Raw genomic sequence first — 22,094 nt, forward strand, 5'->3', positions numbered from 1 at the left:
ATCACTATAGCGGTTCTGGGTTATGTGAAGTACATTTTCAAAGCTGAAAAGCTTGATAATAGTGAATTTTTGCGTACCTCACTCGTGTAAGAAACGCTATATAAGCCATAGTTATAAAAAAAGAGACAAAAGTTAAGTCTTTCGCCTCTATCTTATACCTTATTACTGTTTACTCAAACCTGTCGATAATGCCACCGCCGAGTACGATATCTCCATCGTACAAAACCGCAGCTTGTCCAGGGGTAATCCCGAACTGAGGTTCATCGAAGACAAGCTTGATGCGCGAATCTTCCAGGGGAATTACGCTGACTGGAACTGCCTTTGAACGATAGCGGACTTGCACTTCGGCGCGGATGGGACTAGTGGGTTCGGGAATTGAAACCCAGTTTAACCGCGCTGCGGTGCATTCAGGCTTATGAGTGCTAGCGCGATCGCCCACAATCACTCGATTCCGTACCGCATCCAACGCCACCACATACAGCGGTTCCGCCGCCGCAACCCCAATTCCCTTCCGCTGTCCAATGGTGTAGTGATGGATACCCGTATGCTGACCCAACACCTTCCCGGACTGGTCAACAATGTCACCCGTTTGCTGAGAAATGTACTTGTCTAGAAACGTTTGCATGGAACCGTGGGATTCAACCAAACACAAATCCATACTTTCTGGCTTATCAGCGGTTTTTAAGCCGAATTCTGCGGCGATACGCCGAGTTTCTGTCTTGTGTAGTTCTCCCAACGGAAACATCGATCCCGCTAGCATTTCTTGGCTCAAATCGTACAAAAAGTACGACTGATCCTTAGATAAATCTACAGCCCGACGCAGCTGATAACGTCCCGTTTCTGCGTCATACCCGATCCGCGCATAATGACCCGTGGCAATTTTATCAATCCCCAACTCTTCAGAGGCATAGCGCAGCATCGGGCCAAATTTCACCGCCTTATTGCACTGAGAACAAGGCAACGGAGTAATCCCCGATTCGTATCCGGCAACCAGGTAATCGACAATATTTTCCTGAAAAACATCCCGACTATCAACAATGTGATGGGGAATGCTCAACTGTTCGCAAAGAGAAGCCGCATCGACCATTCCCTCAGAACAGCATTGACCTTTACCCTTCATTAGCCACAGGGTAAGACCAACAACTTCATATCCTTGATGATGGAGGGTGGCAGCTGCGACGGAACTATCAACTCCACCGGAGAGGCCGACGACGACTTTATTCATAGAACGAAAAAGCGAATGACTGAATTATCAGTTTTTTCTTTTCTAGACTAACACTTTGATAATCGTCATTAGTCCTTTGCCTGTAGGCATTATCAGGTTAGAACGTTCTGACCTGACAACATTCCAACGTTTCAATCACTAATCATGAAGGACTAATGACTAATTATGCTAGATTGACTACAAATTTTGTCTGCACAATTCCTGGAAGATCGCCGAGGAGAGCTGATTTTAAATGAGGAGCAATCAGCAGCATTTACTCACTCATGGCAACAGAAAAAGAAAAACCTGTTGGCTGTTATCCCTTGCCTCGTGCCTTTTCTGGGGTGGATATTTGCTCATTCCACACGCGATTCCAGCAGCAGCCAGACCGCTTCCTACACCGCCTGATGTGGTTCCTGGCGTACCTGCATCGCCAAATGCTCCGCCAGCGTTTCCTCAAGATACTTTGCCCTCGATTTCACCGAATCCTTCGGACAGGCGTGAGATTGAATTTCAGGCACCGCCGCCAATTACACCCAGTAGAAGCACCGATGAGAATCCTCGCCCGGTGCGTCGGGATTCTCGTCTCTACGGGGTTTTTATTAATGGAGATAGTCCGCTGTTGTTAGCGCAAGTCCGAAGGATAGAACCCGAAGCTTTTGTGCGGTACGGCGGGGGTGTTATCCAAGCGGGAGTATTTGCTGATGAATTTAAAGCCCAGCAGCGGGTTCGGGAGCTGGAAGAATGGGGCATTCGGGCGAAAATCAGTGGTTATTCTGAGGAGAATTTCGATGCTGATGCAGAGAATTTCGATTCTCGTCCAGTCACCCGTAGGGAAGAAGTGGAGGAAGTTACCTATTTCGTTGTGATTCCAGGGAGTCAGGAGTATTTACCTGACATTGCTGCCCACATGATCCGGCTGGGGTTCTCCGAAGATGCGGTGTTTCAAAGAGAGGTACCACGCGGACCCCACGTTGCAGTCGGCCCTTTTGAGAATCAGTCACAAGCAGAACGCTGGAGTCGCTTTCTTCGGTCTAATGGTATGGATGCGCGGGTTGTTTATTTCGGTCAATAGCGCGCCCCTGCGTAGGGGCGGGAAGACCTTGCCCGTGCTTATGCTGAATAAGATAAAACTTAGAACTCACAGAAATCAGCACTGAAATTGGCACAGATGCAACAAAGGCAGGAAAAGATTCAGCAACTGGTGGTGACTGCCCAGCAGATGCGCGAGATTGAAGGGCGCATCTTTGCGGCTGGAATGCCAGTGGCGGCTTTGATGGAAAAGGTCGGGGGTCTGATTGCTAGTCGAGTTCAAGCGCTTTATCCTTGTTTGCCCCCCTTATTCCCCTCGTCAACGGGGGGAGGGAAAAATGGACTGCGTGTAGGCGTTTTGGTGGGACCGGGTCATAATGGGGGCGATGGGTTGGTAGTCGCCCGCGAGTTGCATTTTCAGGGTTATGAAGTTGTTATCTATTGTCCGATTGCTAAGCTGAAAGAATTAACTTCGCAACACGCCCAGTATGCTGAGAGTTTGGGCATTCCCTGTGTTGAGGAGATTGAGCCGCTACAAGAATGCGATCTCATTATTGATGGTTTGTTTGGGTTTGGGTTGGAAAGAGCGATCGCAGAACCGATATTTTCTGCGATTCATCAACTTAATCAGTGGTCTAAGCCAGTCATTAGTATCGATTTGCCTTCCGGTTTGCACACCGATACTGGGGAAGTTCTGGGAACGGCGGTTCGTGCAACTTACACGTTTTGCTTGGGCTTGTGGAAATTAGCATTTCTGCAAGATCGAGCCTTGGAATCTGTTGGAAAAGCCGAACTGATTGATTTTGGTATCCCGGTGGCGGATATCTCGGCGGTACTAGGTGAGACGCCCAACATTCAGCGGGTGACACCGGCAGTTGCGATCGCGCATCTTCCGATTCCTCGCCCCGCAGTTACTCACAAGTATAAACAAGGACATCTGCTGTTGATTTGCGGTTCTCGCAAGTATGCTGGAGGCGCGATTCTATCCGGTTTGGGAGCGAGAGCAAGTGGTGTTGGGATGCTCTCAATTGCGGTGCCAGAATCGCTGAAACTTTTGTTGGTGGCTCAGTTGCCAGAAGCGCTGATTATCGGTTGTCCAGAAACCGAGACAGGTGCGATCGCATCTTTGCCAGAAGAAATTGATTTGAGTTCGTATAATGCGATCGCTTGTGGTCCCGGTTTGACAAAAGATGCCACGTCAGTCGTCGAAAAAGTATTAGAAAGCGATTTGCCGATTGTTTTAGATGCTGATGGCTTGAATATCCTCGCCCAATTAAACCCGATACCGACTCTCTCTAAACGACAAGCACCTACTGTTCTCACCCCTCATACAGGTGAGTTTAAGCGTTTGTTTCCAGATGCACCCGATACCACGAAAGATCGGGTAAGTGCAGTTCGGGAAGCAGCCCAGCAAAGTGGGGCAGTGGTACTCCTGAAGGGGGCAAGGACTGCGATCTGCCATCCTGGTGGCTCAGTATGGATTGTTCCCGAAAGCACTCCCGCTTTAGCCCGTGGCGGTAGTGGAGATGTGCTAACGGGGCTAATGGGTGGATTGGTCGCAACGGCATCTCAGCAAGAGTTACCCATCGCAGAGATGGTGCAAAGTGCGGCTTGGTGGCACGCTCAAGCCGGAATTTTGGCAGCCGAGGAGCGGACTGAGTTAGGAGTTGATGCGTATACTTTGACACAGTATTTGATGGCAGTCGTGCGATCGCATAGTAGATCGTCCCGTTGAGCGCGATCGCACTGTAAAATCCCTGAATCCGGCTGATTGAGGAAAGATGATTATTCTCGTCATGGGCGTATCTGGTAGCGGCAAATCTACCGTCGCCCAGCTACTCGCACAAGAACTAAACTGGGGCTTCAGCGACGCCGACTGCTTCCACTCAACCGCTAATATTGAAAAGATGAGCCGAGGCATTCCCCTGACCGATGCCGACCGAATGCCGTGGCTGCAAGCAATGCAACACGCCATCGACCAATGGCTACAGGAAGGCAAGAATCGGGTACTAGCGTGTTCTGCCTTAAAAGAATCCTATCGTCAGATGCTGTGGCGAGATCCACAACAGATACGCCTCGTTTATCTCAAAGGGAGTTTTGAGGCGATCGCGCAGCGGTTGGAAGCGCGTCAAAGCCACTTTATGAGCAAAACACTCCTGCAAAGCCAGTTTGATACCCTTGAAGAACCACAGAATGCCCTTTGGGTGGACGTTTCCGAGCCGCTAGATGTAATCGTGCAGCAGATTCGCAGCCATCTAGAAATCTAAAACGAGCGATCGCAAATGATTCCAATTCCGCTGTCTTGTCACAGGCACTCCCTAAAATCTCAAACCCACACCACCCTGGACTGAAACAGCAGTACCGCCGCCATCGCGGTAGGCATCAAAAGCAATAATCGCATTGCCAAACAGAACAGCATTGCTGTTGGGAACGACGTAATCAATCCCCGGTTGGATCGCAAAACTGGTTTTATCCCCTACCGGCGAAGGCGTCCGATTCCCACTGCCAAAAGCAACGCCTGCACCCACATAGACATCTGTTTGCCAGTTGAGGGGGATATCATAGGAAATCGTTGGCACAACCGCGGGACTCGCCCCAATTAGCGCTTGTGCCCTTAAGGAAAGGGGAGCTTGCAGGAGTTTGTAGCGTACAGCAACCACCCCACCGATTTGGCGACCTTCTCCAAAATCATTATCATTAATCCCCACCGTAGCACCAACACCCACATAGCTGCCGTATGCTGCTTGAGCCGATGCTGGCTGACAAAAAGCAAACCCTATCTTACCGGAAGTCGAATCGGTTACGGGAAGCAAAAAGTAAAACGCAAAAAATAAAAAGTAAAAAAGGCTTTTTTTTACCTTTTTCCTGTCACCTTCTAAGGCGACTCCTTCTTGCAGAAATAAATCCTTGAAACGCTCCATTTCCCCACTCCTCAGCGCCCATGAAGCAAAATGCTCCATGTTTGTGTCGATTGTATTCTAATTTATCCTGAATTTCCTCAGTACCAAATTATTCATAGCCAGAGATAAAAAACACCGCCCCAAGCTTTTTCGGAACGGTGTTTATTCTTTTGAAACGTTAGCGTTACAAACGATGACTCTGTTTCACATCTACTTGGTCGGCATCGGTGGCATAATCACCTTGTCAATCGCATGAATGATGCCATTAGTGGCTTCGATGTTAGCCTGAGAGACATTGGCGTTGCCCACCATTACTCCATCGTTTCCAACCTTAACGGTGACTGGGCTGCCTTCAACTGTCGTCACTTCTCCAGATTTCAACTGGGAAGAACTCACTTTGCCGGGAATGACGTGGTAGGTCAAAATCTGAACCAGCATCACTTTATTTTCTGGTTGCAGTAACTTTTCGACAGTGCCTTCGGGTAAAGCTGCAAATGCTGCATCAGTCGGTGCAAAAACCGTGAACGGTCCTTGTTGTTCGAGGGTTTCGGTCAAACCTGCGGCTTCCAAAGCAGCAGTCAGAATTTTGAATGAACCATTTTGGGCAGCAAGCGCAACCAAATTGCTACTTGAAGGCATCGTCCCTTGTGTAGCAGCCGGGTCAGGACCTTCGCCGGGGGCTGGCATCATCCCTTCTGTGGCAGGGGGCTGAGTGCTGTTGCTGGGGGATTGCATCATCCCTTCTGTAGCAGGGGGCTGAGTGCTGTTGCTGGGGGATTGTATCATCCGGTCGGTAGAAGACGGCTTCGGCTGAGCGCCTTGGCTAGGGATAGCGGTAGGGGATGGTACAGTTCTTGGGGTTGACTGAGCGCTGCGATCGCGATTGTAGGGCGGCTTGCTGAAAACGTCTGATTGAAGAATTTCAGGGTTGGGATTCACCTGGGCACCAGCTGGCAGACCCATAAGGGTACTAGCACCGATAACTCCCATCAGGCTAGCCAGTTGTTTAATCAAACTGTTGCGTTTTTGATTGGTCATTGCTAAGGGTTTCCCTAAAAACTTAGACCTAGTTAACTTCACATTTTGTTACATATGTTTACCTCTGCCTAAAGTGTGAGTTCCTCTGCCAACCGATGGGGAAACCGGGACAACACAGGGGGATTGAACAATCTAAGTAGCTAAATAGGCGAAAAGGCGCGACTTATTTCTTATTAAGAATGTCAGCGTTAGCTTTCTTCGTGGCGGCTTGTTAAGAGTTAGAGGTTGCAAGGCGGCTGGTATGCTCTTCAGACTAAAAGGAGAATTTTGTTGCGATCGCGCCTACGTTTACCCACGCTCATCTAGGCAGAAACTATTTCTATTTCGTAGCGATTCCGGCTTTTCTCCCTCCTGCCTACTTTCTGTTGGGGGGAGTAAAAAGTTCGCGTGTCTGACTAAATAGAGCTTTGTTCTCCGCTTTGCTGAGGCTAGCACCGCCCTCTCCACTGGGCGAGTTGAGTCATGATTGCCGTTTCTGGCTTCAACCGCCCTCAGTCAGCCAAAATTTATTGCAATCGAGTTAATTAACTGGAAATACTACTTCTTTATATATAAACAAACTTAAGCAATAGCTTCATTATCTATGCCTTTTGATTATACCCTCTGATAGAGGTGGACAATTAAGCCAGCTTGTTATTCTAATAACAACAAAAAGATAACAACATCAACAAAAAACATTAATAAGAACGGAGCAAAAAAATGGGAATTATTGCTTGGATTGTTTTAGGTCTGATTGCAGGTGCGATTGCTAAAGCTATTTATCCCGGTCATCAAGGCGGCGGTATCCTCGCCACAATGGTATTAGGTATTTTAGGTGCCTTGGTTGGTGGTTATTTAGGCCAAGTTTTACTGGGGTCGTCGGGAGGCGCAGCCTACGGAGCGTTGACAGTACCGAGTATTGCTTTTGCTGTTCTAGGCGCAATGGTTCTGCTATTCCTGTGGGGCTTGTTAACTCGCCAGAGAGCTTAATTAAGGGTTCCCTTTTATTACCATTTAGCATTTAGAAAGCACCCCAGCTTAGCCTGGGGTATTTTTATTGGGTCTATTTTGTGTTACAGCCGTCGTTATTTGGCTGCATTTAATAGAGCCAATTTGCTCATTTTTCATTAAGAATAAAAATAAAGCCATTTGAACTAATTTTTTAATTTGGTAAAATTGTAATTTTCCAAGTTGGATTTTTTATCAGTAAAAATAAGTAATTCAATAAGTGTAACTGCCCAAAAACAATAACTTTTGCTTTTAGTTCCAGCGATGCAAATAATAACAATAGTAGGCTAAAAACGTTAGATTAACAGTGTTACTTAAAAATAGAAGGAGATAAAAAATGCTGGAGTTGTACCAATTTGAGCTATCCCACTACTCCGAAAAAGTGCGACTGCTGCTGGATTATAAAGGTCTGCCCTACCGCAAAATTGAGGTAACGCCAGGAGTGGGACAGGTAGAATTGTTCCGCATGTCTGGTCAACGACAGGTACCTGTCCTGAAGGATGGCAATACAGTAATTGCTGATTCGACAGCGATCGCTAAGTACCTCGATAAGCAATATCCCGACCGACCCCTAATCCCCGTTGACCCGAAACAAAAGGGACTGTGCTTACTGATTGAAGCCTGGGCAGATGAATCTATCGGTCTCAAAAGTCGTAAGGTGTTATTTGGGGCACTCAGCCAAAATCAGAACTTCCGCACCTCGATTTTACCGAGCAACACGCCAGATGCTCTCAAGACTCTCGTGGGGGCACTGCCTGGTGAAGTGCTGAATCTCCTGGGTCTTGGCGTCGGATACGGCCCCGATGCCGTACAAGCGGCGACAGAGGATCTTCAGCAAGACCTAGAGAGCCTATCCCTGCTACTATTGGAAAGCCCTTACTTAGTCGGCGACTATCCAACCTTGGCAGATTTTGCCGTCGCTGGGCTGAGTATGCTGATTAAATTTCCCTCTGGCCCCTATCTTGACCTTCCCGAAACCCTTAGAGGCAAAGGAATCCCTGGTTTGGCTGACCGTAGCGCTTACGAGACATTTTTCAACTGGCGCGATCGCCTTTATGCCGATTATCGCAAACCCCTAAGTGCCAACACAACCGCCGGAGCCACAGGCTCAACGCCAACATCAATTGAGATAGATTAGGAAATCCATTTTAGATTTTAGATTTTGGATTGGTTGAAAAATCCAAAATCTAAGATTGAGCGAATAGTTAGGCTCCGAGAATTAGGGTAAACTTTGGATGCCTAAGTGTTCTGAAGCAACACTAAAAAGACTCCAGAAGCGATTATGGAAATGCCATTAGGGTCGGTAATTCAAGGCTCCCTCAGTCAGGGACTAGAAGTAAGACTGCATCCCGATATTTCTGTAGAGGATATGCGGGTTGGCAAATTTCTGGTAGTCAAAGGTGCCCGTTCAGACTTCTTCTGTATGCTCACAGACGTTTCGCTGGGCACCTCCAGTCAGCGAATTGTTGCCAACCCTCCCAGTCCAGAGGACACTTTTTTGCAAGCGGTTCTAGCAGGGAGTGGCACCTATGGCACCATCAATCTGACGCCGATGTTAATGCTGACACGAGAAGCAACAAAGTCAGTAGGCGCTTATGTGGTGGGTGCCGAAAATCCTAACTCCAACGGCAAATCCAACGGAGGAACTCTCGCATCCTTTCAGCTGCAAAGTAGCGCTGATACTGAGATGGAGTTGATGCCTGTTAAGACAATTCCCAGCCACTTCAGCCAGGTTTATGATGCGACGGAACGCGATTTCCGCGCCGTCTTTGGTTGGGAAGATGACCCCACTCGGTGCAACTTCGCCATCGGTCAACCTTTGGATATGGATGTGCCCGTATGTCTGGATTTACACCGATTCGTGGAACGCAGCAACGGCGTTTTCGGGAAATCTGGCACCGGCAAATCCTTTCTCACCCGCCTACTTTTGTCTGGCATTATCCGCAGACAAGCAGCGGTCAATTTAATTTTTGATATGCACTCGGAATATGGCTGGGAAGCCGTCCGCGAAGGCAAACACTTCAGCACTGTCAAAGGCTTGCGGCAGCTATTCCCAGGACAGGTGCAAATTTACACCCTTGACCCCCAATCTACCAAGCGGCGGGGGGTGCGTGACTCTCAGGAACTGTACCTCAGCTACGACCAAATCGAAGTCCAAGACATCATGCTGGTGCGGAATGAGTTAGGTCTTTCTGAAGCAGCTTTGGACAATGCCAATATTCTGCACGCCGAGTTTGGCAACTCCTGGATTGTCCAACTGTTGAATATGACCAACGAGGAAATCCAGCTGTTCTGCGAGGAGAAGAAGGGTCATAAGGGTTCAATTATGGCGTTGCAGCGCAAGCTGATGCGCCTGGAAAATCTCAAATATCTGCGAACTGCCTGTCCCCACAACTACGTTAATCAAATTTTGCAATGCCTTGATGCAGGTCAGCACGTGGTAATTGAGTTTGGTTCTCAGTCAGATATGCTCTCCTATATGCTGGTGACGAATATGATCACCCGCCGCATTCACAAAGCTTATGTAAGTAAGTCTGAATTGTTTTTGCAGACCAAAAACCCCATCGATCGTCCTCAGCAGCTAGTCATTACGATAGAAGAAGCCCACCGCTTCCTTGACTCCGCCATCGTGCAAAGTACCATTTTTGGTACGATTGCCCGCGAGATGCGAAAATACTTTGTCACCCTTCTGGTGGTAGATCAGCGTCCCTCTGGAATTGATAATGAGGTGATGTCCCAGATTGGCACCCGCATCACTGCTTTGCTAAACGATGACAAAGACATCGACGCCATTTTTACTGGCGTCTCTGGCGGCATGAGTCTGCGTTCCGTTCTGGCAAAGCTGGATTCTAAGCAACAAGCCTTAATTTTGGGTCACGCGGTTCCGATGCCCGTCGTGGTAAGGACTCGCCCTTACGATGAAACGTTCTACAGAGAAATTGGCGATACTTGCTGGGAAGAGATGCCAGACGATGAAGTGTTCGCTGCGGCTGAAGCCGCTAAAGCTGATATTGGTTTTTGATCGTGGTTTTTAATCCGTAGTCAATAGTCATTGGACTATTGACTACGGACTTCTAGGCAAAAATAGTTCGGTTATCCCACAACGACTAGAGTACCCGTTGAAGGGTTTTCCGTGGATGATTATATATATAGGACACAGATAGGACGCTTTTAGCTAATGATTTTCCGGGTGGTACTCAAGGGTTAACAGGAATTTGCCAGAGCAGCAAGTTTAACCCAATCGGATGAACCTTTCAACCTGGAGCGTCGTCTATCATTAGTGATACGATAGAAATGTAAAACAAACTCATACCGACTTTGACTTTTTAGCCTTGATTACCTATCAGGAGTGGCTAAATGGGGGTCGATACCAGCTCTTTAAGGCATCCCCCAGCCGAAAGGTTTGACGATTAGCTTTTTGTGTGTTATGTTTGCCTATTCAATTGGGTAGGCGATCTTTACAACTTTTGCAGGATGTGTTCCACTAATTGACCTAGCTACTCTCATTGTAAGAGCTGGCAATCTCCCGCTAAGGTCAACCCCTGCTACAGAATTGTTGCTTGTTTACGGAGTCACCACTCACTCATGCCCACTGCCAACACCCTAAAAAAGACGACTAAACAACCCACGTTTACGGCTGATATGGTTCGCACCTATCTGCATGAGATTGGGCGCGTGCCCCTGCTGACCCACGAACAAGAGATTGTCTTCGGCAAGCAGGTGCAGCAAATGATGGCGCTGCTGGAGGCGAAGGAGACCTTGGCTGAGACATTGCAGCGAGAACCAACTCATCAAGAGTGGGCAGACCATGTTAGCTTGAGTGAACCCGAACTCGACCGGATAATTAAACTGGGAACGCGGGCAAAGCGCAAGATGATAGAAGCTAACTTGCGTCTAGTGGTCGCGATCGCGAAGAAGTACCAGAAGCGTAACATGGAATTCCTGGATTTGATTCAGGAAGGTACTCTCGGCTTGGAACGCGGCGTCGAGAAATTTGACCCGATGCGCGGTTACAAGTTTTCGACCTACGCCTACTGGTGGATTCGCCAAGCGATTACTCGCGCGATCGCTCAACAAGCCCGTGCGATTCGTTTGCCCATCCACATCACCGAAAAGCTTAATAAAATTAAGCGGGTGCAACGGGAACTAGCTCAGACGCTTGGTCGCAGTGCTACCCCCGGTGAAATCGCTAAGGCGCTAGACTTAGAACCCGCGTTGATCCGCGAGTACTTGAATATCGCCCGTCAACCAATTTCTCTGGATGTGCGCGTTGGCGATAACCAGGATACCGAACTGCAAGACCTTCTGGAAGACGAAGGGCCAACCCCTGACCATTATATGACTCAGGAGTCGCTGCGGCAAGACCTGGACGATCTTCTGGCAGAACTAACCCCACAGCAGCGGGAAGTGCTAACTCTGCGCTTTGGCTTGGAAGATGGTAACGAGCTATCTCTAGCAAAAGTCGGCGAACGCCTAAGCCTCAGCCGCGAACGGGTACGCCAGCTAGAACACCAAGCCCTCGCCCATCTGCGCCGTCGTCAGGCGAATGTCCGCGAGTATATCGCTGCTAGTTAATTGTAGAGGCGGGATCGACCCGCTATGCTCCTGCCTCCCACATCATCCTATAGCGATCACTCCTAAAACCCGTCCTTACAGCTAAGTAAGGGCGGGTTTTTCAGTCATTTCAATCCCCGCTTTTAGCCCCTGTCGAGTAGATGTGTCTACCTGTTGAAGTTTTTTGTAGACATCTAAAATCTGTTACTGCTCTTTTTTTATATTTTTGTAAAGTTTCGTAAAGCAGTTCGGGAACTCGAACGGGTGCCAGTGAAGTCATCCACAGTTAAGGAACAAGTACTACAGACAAGCCCACACTGACCCGATTTGGGAAAGCTAATAAAACGGGTGAATAAAGTGAGTATAAATACGCATTTTGATTTTAGGAGGCAATTTAATAACCGGGAATCAAAGATGAATGCGTTGCTTGTCTTAACAAAAAAACTCCTTTCGGATGACCTACGGTTCATTCAAATGGGTGAAGCTTTACACCTAAGGAATTAGGTACTTTTTAATTAGATGCTTGAGGGTGTCTGCTCGTAATTGCTAGGGGGGAAAAAACGGTGCTTAACAAGTTTTATCAGCAGTTTATGTCTCGGCTTCCGCTTGAAGTACCTGCCCTAGGATTACTTCTAACGATGAGCTTCGCAACCAGTACAGTTGCATTGCAAGCACCAACATCCTTCAGTAAGACGGGAATCGTTGGCACAAATTCCGTTTCCCTTGCACAAATGCCAGCATCAGACACTTCAGTGGCTGACGGTATTTATTTGTATGGTAGCTCCCAAAAGACAGAAGAGATTGGTCAAGAATATATAGTATTTGAGGCGCGTCAGGGAAAGGTAAGGGGTGCGTTTTATATGCCTTCCTCAGAATATAGTTGTTTTTCCGGCAAGGTTGGGGCACAGCAAATCAATCTAACCGTTCAAGATCCCTACGACAGTACAACATATTCTCACTCAATTGCCCTCAGCGAAGCCCCCCCAGTCGCCTCTGCCGATAGTCGGTTGCCCATTGAAGATAGTTTACGGCTCCAGGGCTATCACCCAATTAACAAAATTAGCGCTAACGACCAGCAAATCTTGAACGCTTGTAAAGTTAACTTCTAACTAGAAGTAAGCTTTGGCGGTGCAAATCAAGGTAGTTGTCAGTAGTTTGTTGCTACTAACCCATAACTAATCACCAGAAAAACAATTAGCTCCTCCAAAAACCCGTTTTCTTGAAGAAAACGGGTTTCTTTATTTTTTGAACTTCAAAACTCGATTCCTGGCTGCGCTTTGACGCCCTGTTCCCGGAACGGATGCTTAACGAGGGTCATTTCCGTTACTAAGTCGGCTCGCTCAATCAGGGCGGCTGGGGCACCTCTGCCGGTGAGAATAACATGAGAATCCGCAGGCTTTTCCTCCAACCCAGCTAGCACTTCCTCAACGCTCAAATAGCCGAGTTTTAAAGCTACGTTGATTTCATCCAACAGCACTAGCTTAAATTCAGGATTGCGGATAAAGCTGAGTCCAGTTTCCCAAGCCTGATGCGCTTTCTGGATATCTCGCTGTTGGTCTTGAGTTTCCCAAGTGAAGCCTTCTCCCATCGCGTGGAACTCTAGCTGACCTTCCCAGCGACCGAGGACAGCTTTCTCAGCGGGTTCCCAGGCTCCTTTAATGAATTGTACGATCCCGACTCGATAGCCGTGACCAAGCGATCGCATTACCATTCCCAAAGCAGCAGTGGTTTTTCCCTTGCCATTGCCTGTATTAACAATAATTAAGCCTTTCTCCTGAGATGCCTTTGCCACCCGCTGCTCTTGAACTTCCTTGCGCCGCTGCATCTTGCGCTGGTATTGTTCTGGAGTTAGTGATGATGTTTCTGTCTCCAGTAAGTCAGCAGATTCTAAATTTTTATTTAAATCAGTCGGGGTAGGAGTTGTCATCAAGTCTGCCTAGAAAAAACTTTCACACCTATTAAAATAGCCCCAAAGGGATATGCATCAGGATAAGCCATCGGCAATTCCTTCTAATTGCAGGGAATCGCTCCCAGTCATCACTTCAAGACAGAGGGCATAACCCCCCTTCCATTTTGCCTATAGATTCAGCAACACTGATTTCAGTATAAATTTACTTACCTTCTTTTAAGATTTATGTCTTTAACCTTATCAATCTCTTCTGAACAAGGTGCAGAGCAACTTAATCTGAATTTGGAGTCTACATTGCAGGGATTAACCCTGTATGAGGCTTGCATTGAATACAACCACACAGCCGCAGAGGTTCTCAGGCTTTTCGAGGAAAAACCGCTACTACCGGGTTTAATCCTCATGGATAAAAACCAACTAGTCGGGATGATCAGTCGCCGGCGTTTTTTTGAATATCTAAGCCGTCGTTACAGCTTAGAGTTACTGTCGAAACGAAGTTTGCGATCGCTCTATCAATTCAACCATACCGAAATTCTAGTTTTTCCCAGTTATACTTCCATTACCGCAGCGGTGCGGGAGTCTTTGAAGCGATCGCCTGAATTGATCTATGAACCGATCATCGTACAAACGGCACCCGGAATTTATAAATTGTTAGACGTGCATCAACTTCTGCTGGCTCAGTCAGAGGTGCATGAAATTACAATGGCAGCATATAAGCAAATGGGATTGGCGCTGCAACAGGCAAAAAACCAACTTTTAGCCGTCTTAGATGCCGTGCCTGGATTTGTCTCCTGGATTAGCTCGGATTTACAATACCTGGGCGTCAACCAGCATTTAGCTGCATCCTTTAACTTGTCTTCAGAGGAATTTGTCGGTCAGGAACTTAGCTGTTTTGACAGTAGCCCCAACTTTAGTGAATTTGTGGAGCAATTCTTTGCTTCCCCGACGAAAACAACCTCTCAGGAAGTGACCGCAGAAGTTGACGGCAATATCAAAAATTATCTTATGGTGGCGCAGAAATACAACCAAGATCAAGCGGCTGTCACAGTAGGAATTGATATTACCAAACGAAAGCAATTAGAAGAAGAACTGCGAGCATCGCTTGAGCGAGAAAAAGAACTCGGCGACCTAAAATCCCGCTTTATCTCCATGACTTCCCACGAATTCCGCACTCCCCTGAGTACGATCCTCTCTTCTGCCGAATTATTGGAACATTACAGTAACAATTGGTCTGAAGAGAAAAAACTCATCCACCTGCATCGCATTCAAATCGCTGTTAAGCACATGATTGGACTGCTTGATGATGTATTAATCATTGGTAAAGCCGAAGCCGGACAGTCGGACTTCAAACCTGAACCGCTGCATCTGGAAGAATTTTGTATTGAATTAGTGAAAGAATTGCAACTGAATGAGGGCAATTCCCGTGCAATTAACTTGATTAATCATTGCAAATCTACCTCCTTTAGTCTAGATGAAAAATTGCTGCGACATATTCTTAGCAATCTCCTTTCAAACGCGATAAAATATTCGCCTGAAGGGAGTCCAGTCAGATTTGAAATTACCCAACAAAAAGATGCAATCGTCTTCCAAATTGAAGACAAAGGAATTGGGATTCCTCTGCAAGAGCGTCAGTGCTTATTTGAAGCATTTCATCGATCCGCGAATGTCGGCAACATCCCTGGAACTGGTTTAGGATTAGCAATCGTTAAGAAGTGTGTGGATCTTCACGGGGGTGAGATTACCGTTAAGAGTAAAGTGGGTGTGGGCACTAAATTTAAAGTAAGACTACCCCTGAAGAGTGCTGTAGAGGCAAGGTCTACCCGCCCGTGCTAAGGTAAGCTTTCTTGCAAGATAAAGTCTAAAGTCTTTATTTAAAAGGAAAGTTTGGGTGTATAGAAGAAAGTGCCCCGAACATACTCAAACCTTATTAAAGCTGCTCGGTTGTTGTGCATTGAATTTGGACAATCCTAGCGAACATCTTGTTTGCAGTCCTGGGAGCTGACATTTTTAATTTTTAATTGCTTACCTGCTAGGCGATCGCTGATATGGCAAAGATTCTGGTAATTGAAGATGAAATATCTATCAGAGAGAACATTCTGGAGTTGTTAGAAGCAGAGGGATTTGACGCTATTGCAGCCGAAAATGGTCAAATAGGGTTGCAGTTAGCTCAAGCAGAAATCCCTGATTTAATTCTCTCCGATGCGCTAATGCCGGAACTCGACGGTTATGGCGTTCTGAAGGCACTTCGCTCTAACCCTGTCACGGCAACGATTCCCTTTATCTTTCTCACTGCCAAAGCAGCGAAAACCGATTGGCGTCAAGGGATGGAATTGGGTGCAGACGACTACCTCACCAAGCCATTTACGAGAGCGGAATTACTGGGAGCGATCGCAGCGAGGATGGAAAAACAGGCGGCGATTGAGCGACATTCGCAAAAAAAACTCGATGATTTACGCAGCAATATCTCTTTCTCCCTCCCTCACGAACTCCATACTCCCCTCAATGGCATTTTGTGTTGTTCGCAAATGTTAATTGATGAAGCCGACTCCCTAGAACCGCAAGAAATTCTAGAAATGGCAGTCGATATTCGTACCTCTGCGGAACGTTTATCTAAGTTAGTCCAGAATTTTTTACTCTTCGCTCAATTAGAGCTAATCGGAACCGATCCGCTTCAGATAGCGGATCTTAGACAAAACAGCCGAACTGATTCAGCGAAGAGCGCGATCGCAGAAGCGGCGATTAAAAAAGCCAAGCAAGTTTGTCGGGAAATGGATTTGGAATTAGACCTCCAAGAAGCTGCCGTCTTAATTTCAGAGCCAAAATTGCGAAAAATTGTGGAAGAACTAATCGATAATGCCTGTAAATTTTCGTCTCCCAACACCGCAATTCGCGTTGCCACTCGATGTAAAAATAGCACTTTTGTACTGTCCGTGAGCAACTTCGGACAGGGGATGACACCAGAGCAAATTGCGACAATTGGAGCCTATATGCGATTTGAGCGCAAACTCGCTTCACAGCAAGGCTCTGGTTTGGGCTTGCTCATTGCTAAACGCCTAGCCGAACTACACGCTGGCGAATTATCAATTGAGAGTATTCCCACTCAAAAAACCATTGTGCGTGTTGCCCTGCCTATGTGAACGAATTTAAAACTATGTGCAATTTGTAGCACAACTATTATCAGTAAATAGATATAAATAAACTGCTAAATTAAATTTCTCCCCTTGTTGAGGAAAAATCAAAGTTTTGATTTTACATCTCTAATTGAGAGCCGATCGCTAATCGCCCATAACTATTAACAATTAGCCAAGAGCGATTAGCCATTAGCGATTATCGGGTCTTAATTCAACCACGGAAACTGGCTGGAAGTAGCATCGGGTTCTTCAACTAAATGAGCCATATCGCCCTGGTAGTTCTCGTTAATGAAAACCGCTTTACTCTTCAAATGTTCGGGTACATAGCGGAGGTTGACAGGGATACCATGCGCCAGCAGAAATTCTGCCAGATGATCGGGATGAATGTACAAACCTTCTGCATGAAGCCGTTGCAACATTTCCTCAAAATTAGACCAATGATTATGGTGCTGACTCTGAGATGCTGATTGAACTCTAACTGGATTGCGAGAGGAAAGATTGCTTGCCATCTTGTCATATTGACTGGACTGAGACAAAATCCTTCTCTGGATTAAAGCCATGAGAATGACCTTTTTCCAGTTTACAAAAATTTTAGATTTATCGAATTGTGGCGATCGCTTTTGCGATCCCCGCAGGGAGCTTTGCAACACCCCTATGATGGCAATTATGACTCAGCCGGTCTTGGTCAGTTTTTTGTGCTAAGGGAAAAAATCCCATGATTTTAGGCAAAATTGCAATCGTTCAAGGTGATATAACTCAGCAAAAGGTAGATGCGATCGTCAACGCAGCGAATACCTCCTTACTCGGTGGTGGCGGCGTCGATGGGGCAATTCACCGCGCCGCTGGACCAGAATTGTTGTCAGAATGTCGCCAGTTGAAGGGCTGTGCCACGGGTGAAGCAAAGATTACAAAAGGTTACAATCTCCCCGCCGAGTGGATAATCCACACAGTTGGCCCAATTTGGCGAGGGGGCGATCGCCAGGAAGATGAGCTGCTAGCTAGATGTTATCGCAATTCTCTGGCGTTGGCGGAGCAATACGAGATACGCAGCATTGCCTTCCCAGCTATTAGCACGGGTGTCTATGGGTTCCCGATAGAACGCGCCACTAGAATTGCTGTAACTGAAGTGAAGAAGTTTCTGGAGCGCACTACCTCGATAGAGCAGACGATTTTCGTTTGCTTTGGGGATACTGCCTATAATTCTTACTCGGCTGCGATCAAAGAAATTATTTAACACAAGGTAGCGATCGCCTGAAAAAATCCTAAGTGCTGTAAGGGCAAAAAGACCCCACCGATACTGAGTAGAATTCAATCAGATAAGGGATGGCGCGATCGCGATCGCTGCTTACCCGACAAAATTATCTGCGTGAGGATGCAACGAGTGCGATCGCTCTCGCTCTCATTTATCTTTTCCCCACACTTATATTTTTCCTGCTCCAGTTGGGTTTCTGACTCGCTTTTGCTGGTTATAGTTGACAATGCGGTTCATTCTTTTAAAAGTAAAAAATGTCACAACTGCCCGGTAACAAAATCGCACCCGCCCCCATGCCGACAGCAATTAATGTTGTCGATCTAATTGATGGTTACTTCAGCGCCTACAACTCAGCGCGTCTGCGGGAAATGTGTCACTTGCTCAGCCGAGAGGTCATGCGTGAGGGCGTCACCGTCGGAGTCAGTCTATCAGGCGCGATGACCCCCGCTGGGATGGGTGTGGGAATTTTGGCTCCCCTGATTCGCCACGGTTTTATTGACTGGATGATCAGCACGGGTGCCAATCTTTACCACGATATGCATTTCGGGCTGGGTTTCGACCTTTACGCAGGGAATCCGTTTGCAGATGATGTGAAACTGCGCGAAGAAGGCACCATTCGCATTTATGACATTATCTTTGGCTACGATGTGCTGCTGGAAACTGATGCCTTCATCCGAAAGATTTTGCAAGCAGAACCGTTCCAAAAGCGGATGGGAACTGCTGAATTTCACTACCTGCTTGGAAAGTATGTTCGGGAAGTGGAAAAGCAGTTAGGAGTGAAAAATTCCTGCTTATTGGCGACAGCTTATGAATGTGGTGTGCCTATTTATACTTCTTCGCCGGGGGATAGTTCGATTGGGATGAACGTAGCAGCATTGTCCTTGGAAGGCTCAAACTTAGTGCTAGATCCAGCCATTGATGTGAATGAGACAGCTGCGATCGCCTACTGCGCTCGTGAAACCGGCAACCCAGACGTAGAAGGCAAAAGCGCCGCCGTGATTATTGGCGGTGGTAGTCCCAAAAACTTCCTGCTGCAAACTCAACCGCAACTTCACGAAGTGTTGGGATTAGAGGAACGAGGTCACGATTACTTCGTACAAGTCACCGATGCGCGTCCTGATACCGGCGGACTCTCTGGTGCAACACCCAGCGAAGCCGTTAGCTGGGGCAAGATTGACCCCGAAGAGTTACCTAGCACCATTGTCTGTTACACCGACAGCACAATTGCCCTACCTCTCATCGCCGCCTACGTGATGAACCAATGTCAGCCCCGCCCCCTGAAGCGCTTGTACGATCGTCGAGAAGAGATGTTCTCAAAATTGCGGACGGACTATCAAGCAGCAAAAACCCAGCCTTCCGATGAAATTCCTGCCGCTGTTGTCGAAAATGCTTCTGAACAACCTGTAGCAACTTATCCCTGCGGCAGGCTAATTCCTAATACCCAATAGCAGGCTGCTTTTGGATCAAATCCCCCAAGTTGCATCAACCTGGGGGATTTTTTATTCCGTTTTATGCTCAATAAACTATCTTAATTGTTTACTCAACTAAGACTCAGTTTACTATTATCAAAGCGAAATCAAATTGTTTGCTCGTATCTTAATAAAAATTATTAAAATAGGGGGTTTTCGTAAATTTACGGAACGCCTAAAATTCTAAAAATATTTCAGTAAAATTACTGAGACTTGTTATTTCTATATAGTGCTATTAATTAAATTAATAGGCTTTTTTATCAGAAATATTTATAAATGTAAACTCTGGTTTTCGCTAAAGTCAAGCGAACTTTGCAAGAAGGAATCAAGAATTATGACCGCCCAACCTATGACGATTACTGCTTTTGCTAGCAAGCTGACTACTTTGAAGGAAGCTCGCTTTAGTGGGCGGCTGTTCCTGAAAGGTACTTTGGGGCGAGAGTGGATTCTTTACTTCTACCTGGGTCGGATTTTGTACGCAACTGGAGGAACTCATCCAGTTAGAAGGTGGCAAAGACATTTAGGAATAAATTGTTCTAATGTTAGTCCGAATCAACTTAGTTTACAAACTGATATTTCTGAAACTTCTTCCGATCTTAGCAAAAACTGTCGAGAATATTATTTGTTATGTTTATGGCTGAAGCAGCAAAAAATTACCCGTGAACAAGTTGTAAAAATAATTCAAGGCATTGTTCTTGAATTATTGTTTGACATTACTCAAGAAGTACCAAAAGCATTACAAATCAAGCAAGAAAATGCCTTAGCCCCCCAGTTGTTATTGATTGATGCCGAACAAGCGATCGCGAAAACTCAAGAAATTTGGCAAGCCTGGAAAATCGCTAAAATTTCTGATGTGCTTCCCAATCGAGCGCCATCGATCAAGCAACCAGAACAACTCCAACAAAAAACATCGCCTACCGTTTATAAATCTCTGACATTGTTATTAGATGGGCAAAGAACCTTACGAGATATTGCAGTTCAAACTAAGCGCAATGTTGCGGAAGTAACCCGATCTCTATTGCCTTACCTTGAAACTGGATTAGTAGAGTTAAATGATATTCCTGATTTAGCAAATCCGGTTTCCCCGACTTCTTCAGAATTAACTGCTAAAAATCCTCCGACTTCTTCAGGCAAAACACCCGCTCAAGCGGCAACTCGAAAACCACTCATTGCTTGTGTGGATGATAGCCCGTTGGTTTGCAAAAATATGGAAAAGATTCTTACGTCAGCCGGGTATCAATTTTTGGCAGTACCAGATTCGATGCGAGCGATCGCTACTTTATTAAACCGCAAACCTCATATCATCTTTTTAGACTTGGTAATGCCCAATACGAACGGCTATGAAATTTGTACCCAATTGCGTAAAGTTTCTGCTTTCCGAGATACCCCAATTATTATTTTGACAGGAAATGACGGTATCATTGACCGAGTCCGAGCTAAGGTTGTCGGAGCTTCAGATTTCATGGGGAAACCAGTCGATGCAGAAAAGGTGCTAGCGATAACCAACAAGTACCTCAAGCACCTCAAAAACAGTTCCCTCGTGGTCAGTTGATTTTTGTTTTTCCTAGGAGCCTTAATACAATGCATACTGCTTTAATCGTTGAAGATACCCTAACTGAAAGGGAAACTTTTGCTAGCTGCTTGCGACGAGGTGGGTTAAATGTTTTAACAGCCAATACTGGAGAAGAAGCCTTAGAAAAAATCAGTAGCCATAAACCTGATGTGATCATTTTAGACGTTGTATTGCCCGGTCGTAGCGGCTTTGAACTCTGCCGCGAACTCAAAGCAGATGCAGAAACCAGCAAAATTCCAGTCGTGATGTGTTCCACCAAAAGCACTGATATGGATAAATTTTGGGGCATGAAACAAGGAGCAGATGCCTACATTCCAAAACCAGTCGATCAAGAGGAACTACTGCGTACTGTTAATCAATTAATTAAAGGTTAGGAAAAATCTTCGTCAGCACCGTCAAGAGACAAGCAATGGAATCTGAATTTTTGTCTGGAAACAAAGCTTTAATTCAACAACTTGAAATCCCAACCGCAGAACATAAAGCAGTCGTGGAAGAGCAATTTTTGCGGTTTCATCTTTTTCCTGACATTACCGCACTATTCCCCATGCACCAAATGACAGAGGTGCTGACAATTCCAGTTAGTCAGATTGTCCCCATTCCTCATATGCCAGCTTGGGTGATGGGAGTTTATAACTGGCGCGGTGAGATTTTATGGATTGCGGATCTCGGTCATTTGGTAGGGCTGACTCCCTTATACTTACAGGCAATTAACCGATCAACCTACACAGTCATTGTGATTCATGGGGAACAGCAAATCCTTGGGAAACAGCGAACTGGTAGCCAAATCACAGGAAAAAAGATGCTGGGATTGGTAGTGAATCGAGTCGAAGACATCGAAAGCTGCGATCCAGATTTAATTCAATCTCCTCCACAATCATCTGTCACCCCGGAATTGGTGCCATTTTTACGGGGATATTGGCTGAAATCAAATGGTGAAATACTGGTGGTTCTAGAGGGAGAATCCATCATGGCTGGAATGCCTAAGCCAGAAGTTTGAATGGCTGTTTGAATATCCAGATGTCTTTCTTTGGGTCTGGAATTTCAATTT

The 22,094-nt window shown here is 46.4% G+C and carries 21 protein-coding genes; 15 read left to right on the top strand and 6 right to left on the bottom strand.

All coding sequences use genetic code 11. The annotated features are described in order from the left end of the window. Positions 1-169 precede the first annotated feature (169 nt). Positions 170-1,225 (bottom strand): tRNA 2-thiouridine(34) synthase MnmA, encoded by a 1,056-nt coding sequence (gene mnmA, locus NDA03_RS17550; protein ID WP_190984748.1) that lies wholly within the window; start codon positions 1,223-1,225, stop codon positions 170-172. 232 nt (positions 1,226-1,457) lie between these two features. Here mnmA and NDA03_RS17555 point away from each other — a divergent pair, with 232 nt between their 5' ends. From NDA03_RS17555 to NDA03_RS17565, 3 genes are all read left to right on the top strand, one after another. Further along, entirely contained in the window at positions 1,458-2,279 is an 822-nt protein-coding gene (locus NDA03_RS17555; protein WP_348238721.1) for a hypothetical protein, read from the top strand. 96 nt (positions 2,280-2,375) lie between these two features. Then, positions 2,376-3,971 (top strand): NAD(P)H-hydrate dehydratase, encoded by a 1,596-nt coding sequence (locus NDA03_RS17560; protein ID WP_348238722.1) that lies wholly within the window; start codon positions 2,376-2,378, stop codon positions 3,969-3,971. A 46-nt stretch (positions 3,972-4,017) separates the two neighbouring features. After that, positions 4,018-4,503: a gluconokinase gene (locus NDA03_RS17565; RefSeq protein ID WP_348238723.1), complete on the top strand. Its 486-nt coding sequence runs from the start codon at positions 4,018-4,020 to the stop codon at positions 4,501-4,503. A gap of 51 nt (positions 4,504-4,554) precedes the next feature. Here NDA03_RS17565 and NDA03_RS17570 read toward each other — a convergent pair whose 3' ends face one another. After that, entirely contained in the window at positions 4,555-5,157 is a 603-nt protein-coding gene (locus NDA03_RS17570; RefSeq protein WP_242030332.1) for a hypothetical protein, read from the bottom strand. Positions 5,158-5,346: 189 nt separating this feature from the next. Next, positions 5,347-6,174 (bottom strand): fasciclin domain-containing protein, encoded by an 828-nt coding sequence (locus NDA03_RS17575; protein WP_348238724.1) that lies wholly within the window; start codon positions 6,172-6,174, stop codon positions 5,347-5,349. Positions 6,175-6,873: 699 nt separating this feature from the next. Between NDA03_RS17575 and NDA03_RS17580 the strand changes: the two genes are divergently transcribed. The 5 genes from NDA03_RS17580 (at position 6,874) to NDA03_RS17600 (ending at position 12,824) form a co-directional block, all read left to right on the top strand. Continuing rightward, complete coding sequence (locus NDA03_RS17580) at positions 6,874-7,143, top strand: GlsB/YeaQ/YmgE family stress response membrane protein (protein ID WP_190412970.1); 270 nt, start codon at positions 6,874-6,876, stop codon at positions 7,141-7,143. 355 nt (positions 7,144-7,498) lie between these two features. Beyond that, complete coding sequence (locus NDA03_RS17585) at positions 7,499-8,299, top strand: glutathione S-transferase family protein (RefSeq protein ID WP_348238725.1); 801 nt, start codon at positions 7,499-7,501, stop codon at positions 8,297-8,299. A gap of 144 nt (positions 8,300-8,443) precedes the next feature. Beyond that, entirely contained in the window at positions 8,444-10,183 is a 1,740-nt protein-coding gene (locus NDA03_RS17590) for an ATP-binding protein (RefSeq protein ID WP_190437538.1), read from the top strand. Between the two features lie 563 nt (positions 10,184-10,746). Further along, a complete protein-coding gene (locus NDA03_RS17595) occupies positions 10,747-11,736 on the top strand; it encodes an RNA polymerase sigma factor, RpoD/SigA family (RefSeq protein WP_190412973.1) in 990 nt (329 codons plus the stop codon). 617 nt (positions 11,737-12,353) lie between these two features. Next, positions 12,354-12,824 (top strand): hypothetical protein, encoded by a 471-nt coding sequence (locus tag NDA03_RS17600; protein ID WP_190428678.1) that lies wholly within the window; start codon positions 12,354-12,356, stop codon positions 12,822-12,824. Between the two features lie 143 nt (positions 12,825-12,967). Here NDA03_RS17600 and cobO read toward each other — a convergent pair whose 3' ends face one another. Beyond that, positions 12,968-13,642 (bottom strand): cob(I)yrinic acid a,c-diamide adenosyltransferase, encoded by a 675-nt coding sequence (gene cobO / locus NDA03_RS17605; RefSeq protein ID WP_190412975.1) that lies wholly within the window; start codon positions 13,640-13,642, stop codon positions 12,968-12,970. Positions 13,643-13,849: 207 nt separating this feature from the next. On the opposite strand from cobO, the gene NDA03_RS17610 reads away from it, so the two are divergent. Together NDA03_RS17610 and NDA03_RS17615 are read left to right on the top strand one after the other, a co-directional pair. Then, positions 13,850-15,454 (top strand): ATP-binding protein, encoded by a 1,605-nt coding sequence (locus tag NDA03_RS17610; protein WP_190412976.1) that lies wholly within the window; start codon positions 13,850-13,852, stop codon positions 15,452-15,454. Between the two features lie 212 nt (positions 15,455-15,666). After that, positions 15,667-16,758 (top strand): response regulator, encoded by a 1,092-nt coding sequence (locus NDA03_RS17615; RefSeq protein ID WP_190412977.1) that lies wholly within the window; start codon positions 15,667-15,669, stop codon positions 16,756-16,758. 200 nt (positions 16,759-16,958) lie between these two features. Here the strand turns inward: NDA03_RS17615 and NDA03_RS17620 are convergent, their stop codons facing one another. After that, positions 16,959-17,399, bottom strand: a complete 441-nt coding sequence (locus tag NDA03_RS17620) for a hypothetical protein (RefSeq protein WP_348238726.1) — start codon at positions 17,397-17,399, stop codon at positions 16,959-16,961. A gap of 68 nt (positions 17,400-17,467) precedes the next feature. Between NDA03_RS17620 and NDA03_RS17625 the strand changes: the two genes are divergently transcribed. Continuing rightward, positions 17,468-17,986, top strand: coding sequence for an O-acetyl-ADP-ribose deacetylase (locus NDA03_RS17625; RefSeq protein ID WP_190437520.1), 519 nt, complete (start codon positions 17,468-17,470; stop codon positions 17,984-17,986). 74 nt (positions 17,987-18,060) lie between these two features. On the opposite strand, the gene NDA03_RS17630 is transcribed toward NDA03_RS17625, so the two are convergent. After that, the gene (locus NDA03_RS17630; RefSeq protein WP_348232578.1) at positions 18,061-18,231 is read right to left on the bottom strand and encodes a hypothetical protein; all 171 of its coding nucleotides are present in this window, start codon (positions 18,229-18,231) and stop codon (positions 18,061-18,063) included. Positions 18,232-18,258: 27 nt separating this feature from the next. Between NDA03_RS17630 and speY the strand changes: the two genes are divergently transcribed. The 4 genes from speY (at position 18,259) to NDA03_RS17650 (ending at position 22,043) form a co-directional block, all read left to right on the top strand. Further along, on the top strand, positions 18,259-19,452 hold the full coding sequence (gene speY / locus NDA03_RS17635) for a deoxyhypusine synthase (RefSeq protein ID WP_190412981.1): 1,194 nt from the start codon (positions 18,259-18,261) through the stop codon (positions 19,450-19,452). Positions 19,453-19,807: 355 nt separating this feature from the next. After that, positions 19,808-21,025 carry a response regulator gene (locus NDA03_RS17640; RefSeq protein WP_190412982.1) on the top strand — a complete coding sequence of 406 codons (1,218 nt, stop codon included), beginning with the start codon at positions 19,808-19,810 and terminating at the stop codon, positions 21,023-21,025. 29 nt (positions 21,026-21,054) lie between these two features. Further along, the gene (locus NDA03_RS17645) at positions 21,055-21,420 is read left to right on the top strand and encodes a response regulator (protein ID WP_190412983.1); all 366 of its coding nucleotides are present in this window, start codon (positions 21,055-21,057) and stop codon (positions 21,418-21,420) included. Between the two features lie 35 nt (positions 21,421-21,455). Then, positions 21,456-22,043 (top strand): chemotaxis protein CheW, encoded by a 588-nt coding sequence (locus NDA03_RS17650; RefSeq protein WP_190412984.1) that lies wholly within the window; start codon positions 21,456-21,458, stop codon positions 22,041-22,043. The last annotated feature ends 51 nt before the right edge of the window (positions 22,044-22,094 follow it).

The organism is Trichocoleus sp. Lan (assembly GCF_039961855.1).
Lineage (GTDB): Bacteria > Cyanobacteriota > Cyanobacteriia > Cyanobacteriales > FACHB-T130 > FACHB-T130.

Excerpts from the sequence above, each read along its gene's own strand:
- mnmA (WP_190984748.1), bottom strand. The coding sequence starts at position 1,225 with ATGAATAAAGTCGTCGTCGGCCTCTCCGGTGGAGTTGATAGTTCCGTC.
- NDA03_RS17555 (WP_348238721.1), top strand. The coding sequence starts at position 1,458 with ATGAGGAGCAATCAGCAGCATTTACTCACTCATGGCAACAGAAAAAGA.
- NDA03_RS17560 (WP_348238722.1), top strand. The coding sequence starts at position 2,376 with ATGCAACAAAGGCAGGAAAAGATTCAGCAACTGGTGGTGACTGCCCAG.
- NDA03_RS17565 (WP_348238723.1), top strand. The coding sequence starts at position 4,018 with ATGATTATTCTCGTCATGGGCGTATCTGGTAGCGGCAAATCTACCGTC.
- NDA03_RS17570 (WP_242030332.1), bottom strand. The coding sequence starts at position 5,157 with ATGGAGCGTTTCAAGGATTTATTTCTGCAAGAAGGAGTCGCCTTAGAA.
- NDA03_RS17575 (WP_348238724.1), bottom strand. The coding sequence starts at position 6,174 with ATGACCAATCAAAAACGCAACAGTTTGATTAAACAACTGGCTAGCCTG.
- NDA03_RS17580 (WP_190412970.1), top strand. The coding sequence starts at position 6,874 with ATGGGAATTATTGCTTGGATTGTTTTAGGTCTGATTGCAGGTGCGATT.
- NDA03_RS17585 (WP_348238725.1), top strand. The coding sequence starts at position 7,499 with ATGCTGGAGTTGTACCAATTTGAGCTATCCCACTACTCCGAAAAAGTG.
- NDA03_RS17590 (WP_190437538.1), top strand. The coding sequence starts at position 8,444 with ATGGAAATGCCATTAGGGTCGGTAATTCAAGGCTCCCTCAGTCAGGGA.
- NDA03_RS17595 (WP_190412973.1), top strand. The coding sequence starts at position 10,747 with ATGCCCACTGCCAACACCCTAAAAAAGACGACTAAACAACCCACGTTT.
- NDA03_RS17600 (WP_190428678.1), top strand. The coding sequence starts at position 12,354 with ATGAGCTTCGCAACCAGTACAGTTGCATTGCAAGCACCAACATCCTTC.
- cobO (WP_190412975.1), bottom strand. The coding sequence starts at position 13,642 with ATGACAACTCCTACCCCGACTGATTTAAATAAAAATTTAGAATCTGCT.
- NDA03_RS17610 (WP_190412976.1), top strand. The coding sequence starts at position 13,850 with ATGTCTTTAACCTTATCAATCTCTTCTGAACAAGGTGCAGAGCAACTT.
- NDA03_RS17615 (WP_190412977.1), top strand. The coding sequence starts at position 15,667 with ATGGCAAAGATTCTGGTAATTGAAGATGAAATATCTATCAGAGAGAAC.
- NDA03_RS17625 (WP_190437520.1), top strand. The coding sequence starts at position 17,468 with ATGATTTTAGGCAAAATTGCAATCGTTCAAGGTGATATAACTCAGCAA.
- speY (WP_190412981.1), top strand. The coding sequence starts at position 18,259 with ATGTCACAACTGCCCGGTAACAAAATCGCACCCGCCCCCATGCCGACA.
- NDA03_RS17640 (WP_190412982.1), top strand. The coding sequence starts at position 19,808 with ATGACCGCCCAACCTATGACGATTACTGCTTTTGCTAGCAAGCTGACT.
- NDA03_RS17645 (WP_190412983.1), top strand. The coding sequence starts at position 21,055 with ATGCATACTGCTTTAATCGTTGAAGATACCCTAACTGAAAGGGAAACT.
- NDA03_RS17650 (WP_190412984.1), top strand. The coding sequence starts at position 21,456 with ATGGAATCTGAATTTTTGTCTGGAAACAAAGCTTTAATTCAACAACTT.